The sequence below is a fragment of the Synechococcus sp. OH2 genome (assembly GCF_047462155.1).
Classification (GTDB): Bacteria; Cyanobacteriota; Cyanobacteriia; order Thermostichales; family Thermostichaceae; genus Thermostichus.
In genome coordinates this window covers 46,493-52,595 of sequence record NZ_JANSIR010000110.1, presented here as the reverse complement: position 1 = coordinate 52,595, position 6,103 = coordinate 46,493, and the positions used below count along the sequence as shown (strand labels likewise).

The following is a 6,103-nucleotide window of genomic DNA, read 5'->3' as shown; positions in this document are numbered from 1 at the left end:
AAAGAATCGGCCTTTGCGGGATTTGGCGAGGCGCTCGCAGAGCTGCTGCTACCGTTTTTGTGTTGCTTTGCCAACACAGCTAGCTTGAGGATCCACGTAAGGGGCTGACAATGGTTTTAGAGGGGATGCTGCATTAGCCAAAAGCCGGCGAAGGACTGGGCCCGGAAATCGCTTTGGATGGCGAGAAAGTGGATCCCTTGGGCTTGGCGTTGGCGTTGGGCAAAGCCTTCTGCCTCCGCTTGCAGCTTTTCATCTTTTAGTTGCGCAAACAGGTAGCAATCGCTGAGGCCAGCCTCGAACAGCAGCCGTCCCTCCGCCACCGTCAAGTAGGCAGGCTCCATACCGCTCAGCCAGGCTGCTATGGGCAGCGCCCGCCGCGAGGCAATCACCAACCCAGGAATGATGGTGTCGGGCGCCAGGGCCTCCCAGTTTAGGGGGAACAGCTCACCAAATTCCATTGGCCAGGTCTCGGCATCCCGCAGATCCCTGGTCCGCAGGGTAACGAACGCCCAGCGCTCTCCCTGCAACTTGTCCGGCAGGGGAATGGGATCCGGCGGATCCGGCTCCAATGGCGGCTCGGGGCTATAGGTAAATTGGGTTTCCTGAGGGTAAACCTGCTCTGCCCGTTCCCGCATCCAGGCCCGGAGGGCATAGACCCGGCGGCTGGGCAGCATCGGGATCCCAACGGCATTACAGGCCCGTTGCAAAATGGAGCTCATGCGGGCCCGGAAGACGCGAATGGCCGAAGGGGGCTGGGGGGCCATTTCCAAATAGCTGCGCAGCTGTTGGGCCACCCAGGTGCTATTGACCTCTTGGTTGCTGCAGTACTGGGCCTGGCGAAACTGACCCGTGGGATCGCACACCAGCAGCTCCCAAACCCGCCGCTCCTGGGCATCCCGCAGCGGGACGGCGTTGAAATCCATCTGCCAGATGGGGCCGCGCATAGGGCCAGAACGAGGTGGTTGAGTGGCCAAGTCTGCCTCCCCTTGGCTACTTGCCGCTGACCTCACCGCCTGAGCAAGTGGAAAAGCGATCCTGGGAAGGATGGGCAGACCTATCCCCCACCAAAGCCCATTCCCGCTCCCCAAAAATGGCGGCAGGGTAGCGGTAGTACTTAAACTCCAGCAGGTTGTAGAAGGGATCCTGCAAAAAGAACGTGCCGTGCTCCAGGGGGGTGCCGACAAAGCGCCAGCGCGGCTCCTGGTAGAAAAGCAATCCCCGTGCCTGGGCCTGCTCCGCCAGCGCCTGCCAATCTGCTTGGGCAGGGAAAATCAGGCCAAAGTGGCGGGGGTAGATGCCCCGCTGTGGCGTCAGCTCTTCCTGGGTGAGGTGGGCCACTAGTTGATGGCCATAGAGGTTCAAAATAACTGAAACAGGGGTTTCCCGACCGATTTGGCAACCCAAGCCCTCGCCGTAGTAAGTCTTGGCCAAGGCAATATCGGCAACGGGAAAGGCCAGATGAAAGCGGATGGGTTCCATGGGCTCTCTCGCAAAGCAGCCTGCTCGACTCAGGATCCCTGCTCTTTACCAAGTTAAGCGATTTTAGCTCAATTGGCGGAAAGCCCCGCACTGTATGGGTGAATTGTGTTGACTCAAGAGCCAATCAGTGTCGGGATGAAAGCGGTTTGTGCTACAAGTGAGAAGAATATTAAATTAAATCTCTGGAGAGTTTCCTGCCGTGGGTGGCACAGTGGCAGCACGCTGAGACCTCCGTACCAACAAGTCTGGGAAGCGTGAAGCCCGTACGCTATCGGCTCGCGCAGCGTGGCGTCAGCCATGGTGTGTTGACTCAACGAAGATGAGTGCCCGGAGTCGTTCTGCTGCAACTGTCCCGCCCGCAGCAGCGCTCCCTGCTCTTGGGTTCAGGCATAAAAGTCGCGCTCGTAAAGCTGCATACTTACTCCCGGCGCAATTTGGCAGTTATTTTTCAGGGTAAAAGTTGGGATCCATTGCCTGTTCAAAAGTGTAGGGGCACCGGTCAGGCAGATCCTGAAGAGAAAGGGGTGTTTCTCTCACCACCAGGAGCAGTCCTTTTCGATAGGCCTTTTCCATCGCTTCAGCTAGGTAAGCTTTGAGGCTAGGGCTCTCCGCAATGAGCTCCTGGATCTCCTGCCGCTGTTCGATGATCGTGGCTTGCCAACTTTTGCCGCGAAGCTGGGGCTGGAACTGCCATTTGAGGAGGTGCCCCAGCAGGATCCCCAAGCGATTGACCAATTCGCGGCGCTCTTGCCTGCCCAAAGCCTCGATTTCCTCCGCCAAATGCACGGTGTCTAGCTGCTCCAGCCGGCCTGCCCGCAGCAGCGCTGCCTGCTCCTGAGTCCAGGCATAGAAGTCGCGCTCGTAAAGCTGCATGTCCACCCTCATCTGGACGCTGCCCGGGTATCAACCAATCCTACTGGCTCTAGGAGAAACAAGTGGCTGGGCGCGGGGGAGCTGGCCTGCCTTTAACTGCCGCTTGAGCCAAGAGTCCGCTAGACTAAAATCTGGACATCCCTTTTGCAACTCTATGGCCGACCCTCTCACCCCTCAGGTTAGCGAGCGCATCTGCAAGCACATGAACGAAGACCACGCCGATGCCCTGGCGCTCTATGCCAAAGTCTTCGGCCAAGTGGAAGGGGTGACGCAGGCTCGCATGCAGGCCATTGACTCAGAAGGGATGGACTTGCAGGTAGAGGTAGACGGGGCCCTACGAACCCTGCGCATTCCCTTTGATCACCCTCTCAAAGATTCTGAAGATGCCCACCACACCCTGATTGCCATGCTGAAACAGGCCCGTGCTCGCCTCCGGCAAGCCAGTAGCTAATCTGGGCCTGGCAGCAAAAAAGGAGAAGACCCCGGCACCGGCTAGCCAGCCGAGGCCGGCAAGAGACGGGTCTAGTGAGCTTGCTGCAGGAGCAGATCCAACTTGCCCTGGGCCTCAAGGGCATAGAGGTCGTCGCAGCCGCCGATGTGCTGGTTGTTGATGAAAATCTGGGGCACCGAACGGCGCCCGTTGGCCCGCTTAGCCATCTCCGCTCGCGCCGCCTCATCCCCATCAATGGCGTATTCGATGTACTTGACTCCCTTGCGGTCTAGCAGTTGCTTGGCGCGAATGCAAAAAGGGCAAAAACGCCAGGTGTAGATCTCAACAGCCATAGGGAGATAACGAACGCTTTCACATAGCTTAACATTTCTCCAGAGCTGGGATCCCTTAGTTGGCCTCCTTCCAGTTGTGGCCAATTTGAATATCCACCACCAGCGGTATGGAGAGGGGCACCGCCCCTTCCATTTCTCTTTGAATGAGGGGCTGTAAGTCCTGCCATTCTGAGGGCTCTACTTCAAATACCAGCTCGTCGTGAACCTGCAAAAGTAAACGCGAACGAAAGTTCTGGAGCTTTTCCTGCAGGCGCACCATAGCTACTTTGATAATGTCTGAAGCGGATCCCTGAATGGGGGCATTCACAGCAGCCCGCAGCTCGGCTTGTTTGCGGTGGCCCGATAGCTGAGACAAATTGGGGAAATAGCGGCGGCGACCCAGGATGGTTTCCACATAGCCGTGTTCTTCCACAAAGGCTTCGGTGGCGCGGAGATAGGCAAAAACGCCAGCATAGCGCTCATTAAATCGCTGCAAGAACTGCTTAGCTTCTGCCAGCGATACTCCTGCCGTGCGGGCAAAACGCTGGGCTCCCATGCCATAGATCACGCCATAGTTAATCGTCTTGGCAAGGCGGCGTTCCTCACTGGTTACCTCTTGCTTTTCAAAGAGCAAGCGAGCAGTCAGGGTATGCACATCTTCCCCGGAGCGAAAGCACTCAAGGAGGGTTGGCTCTTGGCTGAGGTGGGCCAGGATGCGCAGCTCAATTTGTGAGTAGTCAGCTGAGGCCAACAGCCATCCTTCCTGGGGAATGAAAGCCTGGCGAATGCGGCGGCTAAACTCGCTGCGGATGGGGATATTTTGCAAATTGGGGTTGGAGGAGCTGAGCCGGCCAGTGGCAGTAACGGTCTGGTTAAAGTTGGTGTGCACCCTGCCTGTATCGCGTCTTACCAGAGCTGGCAGCGCATCCACATAGGTGGATTTGAGCTTGGCCAGGGTGCGGTACTGGAGAATAGTTTCAATAACTGGGTGATCCCCTTCCAGCTTCTCTAAAACAGAAGCGTCGGTGGAGTAGCCGGTGGCTGTCTTGCGAGTTTTTCGGACATCTAGCTTGAGCTTTTCAAAGAGTAGGGATGCCAGTTGTTTGGGAGAGTTGAGGTTAAAGACCTCCCCCACTTGGGCATAGGCCTTTTGCTCCAGGCTTTGTAGCTCTTTTTCCAGCTCCTGAGAAAACTGCTGGAGAAACTCAGTGTCGATACGGATGCCGACCCACTCCATTTCTTCCAAAACATGGGCCAAGGGCAACTCCACCTGGATAAAAAGATTCCAGAGGCGTGGGTCAGTCTGTTGCAGCTTCTCGGTGAGGATAGGCACCAAGCGATAGGCGCAATAGGCATCGGTGCCGCAATATTCTGCCACTTTGGCAATGGGCAGATCGGCAATGGACTTTGCTTTGCCCAGCAACTTTTCGTAGCTGGTGGTGGGCAAATTTAAATAGCTAGCTGCCAAGTCGGCCAAGTTGTGGCTGGCCTCTGGATTGAGAACGTAGCTGGCCAGCATGGGATCAAATTGGATCCCTTGTAGGCGGATGCCATGGGCGCGAAAAATACTGAGATCATACTTGCAATTTTGCAGGCTTTTGGGCCGATTGGGATCCTCCCAAATGGGCTTTAGGCTCTGCTTAACTAGGTTCCAGTCCAGGTTGGATCCCTGGCGGTGACCAATGGGCAAATAGGCCACATCCCCCTCTGACCAACAGCAGCCAATTCCCACCAGTTGGGCGTCGCGGGGATCTAAACTCGTGGTTTCCGTGTCCCAGGCTACGATCCCCGAACAGGCCAACAGCTCTTGCCGCAACAGCTCCAATTGCTCTGGGGTATCCACAATGCGCACTGCCGGCAGAGAAGGGGCGGGAGCAGCGGGAAAATCAAACCAAAGGGCCTCGTCGTAGGCAGAGCCATCCCCTTCAGCTTCTGGGGAAGCTGTCCTGGCTGCAGTTGCCTGAGGGGGGATCCCGCCCAAGGTAGCCTGGAGTTTCCGCACTTGAGTAATGAAACTGCGAAACTCTAGTTTCTCCAGCAGCGGCAGCACTTCCTCTGGGTCAAAGCCGGTCAACCTCATGCCCTCCCAGTCAGGCACAAGGGGGACGTCGCAGTGAATCCGAGCCAGAAATTGGGAGTGCCGGGCCGCCGTGATCCCTTCCCTAAGGTACTGCTGGACTTTGCCAGGGATCTCCTCCAAATGGTTGAAAATCTCCTCCAAGCTGCCATAGCGCTGCAAGAGCTCTGCCGCTCGCTTGGGGCCAATCCCCTTGACGCCGGGAATGTTGTCGGAGGGGTCACCACAGAGGGCTTTGTAGTCGACCACTTGCCAAGGCCAGATGCCCAATTTCTCTTTGACCTCTTGGGGGCCAAATTCGCTGACGCGATCCTTGCTGTTGAGGTGCAAAACCCTAATTCTTCCCTCGCGGTCAATCAATTGAAACAGGTCCTGGTCACCGCTTAAGATCTGCACTCGATACTTTTGGGGAACAAGCCTACAGAGAGTCCCCAGAATATCGTCGGCCTCAAAGCCGGGCACTGCCAAAATGGGAATGCGCAGCGCCGCCAACACCTGCTGGAGGTTCTCCACATCTTCAAGAAACTCCGGCGGCGTTTCTGGGCGGCCTGCTTTGTAGGTTTCATCAGCCTCGTGGCGAAAGGTGGGCTGCCGGGTATCAAAGGCAACAGCTACATGGGTGGGGGGGTACTTCTCCAGGACCTCCAGCAGCGATTTCAAAAAGCCAAAGCTAACGCTCGTTGGGATCCCAGTGGAGGTGCGCAGGCCTCCCTCGCGGCTGTGGGCAAAGGCGTAAAAAGCGCGGTAGGCCAAGGAGTGACCATCGACCAAGAGCAGCGTCGGAGTGGGTGCAGCCATCGGCTTAGACCAGGAACTAAGTCCAGCCTAAGGGATCCCGACCTGGACAGGGAGCCGCTCCCTAGGGCCGCCAGGGAAACTGGCGAAAGTTAGGAGGGCGCTTCTCCAAGAAGG

The 6,103-nt window shown here is 57.0% G+C and carries 6 protein-coding genes; 1 reads left to right on the top strand and 5 read right to left on the bottom strand.

Going from position 1 to position 6,103, the window contains the following annotated elements:
- Nucleotides 1–116: 116 nt before the first annotated feature.
- The 3 genes from NW835_RS11655 to NW835_RS11645 form a co-directional block, all read right to left on the bottom strand.
- Nucleotides 117–974 carry a Tab2 family RNA-binding protein gene (locus tag NW835_RS11655; protein WP_414415364.1) on the bottom strand — a complete coding sequence of 286 codons (858 nt, stop codon included), beginning with the start codon at nucleotides 972–974 and terminating at the stop codon, nucleotides 117–119.
- Between the two features lie 16 nt (nucleotides 975–990).
- Nucleotides 991–1,479 (bottom strand): VOC family protein, encoded by a 489-nt coding sequence (locus NW835_RS11650; protein ID WP_414386753.1) that lies wholly within the window; start codon nucleotides 1,477–1,479, stop codon nucleotides 991–993.
- Nucleotides 1,480–1,920: 441 nt separating this feature from the next.
- On the bottom strand, nucleotides 1,921–2,364 hold the full coding sequence (locus tag NW835_RS11645; protein WP_414415363.1) for a DUF29 domain-containing protein: 444 nt from the start codon (nucleotides 2,362–2,364) through the stop codon (nucleotides 1,921–1,923).
- Between the two features lie 142 nt (nucleotides 2,365–2,506).
- Between NW835_RS11645 and NW835_RS11640 the strand changes: the two genes are divergently transcribed.
- A complete protein-coding gene (locus NW835_RS11640) occupies nucleotides 2,507–2,803 on the top strand; it encodes a DUF2470 domain-containing protein (protein WP_414359976.1) in 297 nt (98 codons plus the stop codon).
- 71 nt (nucleotides 2,804–2,874) lie between these two features.
- Here the strand turns inward: NW835_RS11640 and grxC are convergent, their stop codons facing one another.
- Nucleotides 2,875–3,135: a glutaredoxin 3 gene (gene grxC / locus NW835_RS11635; protein WP_414359978.1), complete on the bottom strand. Its 261-nt coding sequence runs from the start codon at nucleotides 3,133–3,135 to the stop codon at nucleotides 2,875–2,877.
- 55 nt (nucleotides 3,136–3,190) lie between these two features.
- Nucleotides 3,191–5,989 (bottom strand): DNA polymerase I, encoded by a 2,799-nt coding sequence (polA, locus tag NW835_RS11630; RefSeq protein WP_414415362.1) that lies wholly within the window; start codon nucleotides 5,987–5,989, stop codon nucleotides 3,191–3,193.
- Nucleotides 5,990–6,103 lie beyond the last annotated feature (114 nt).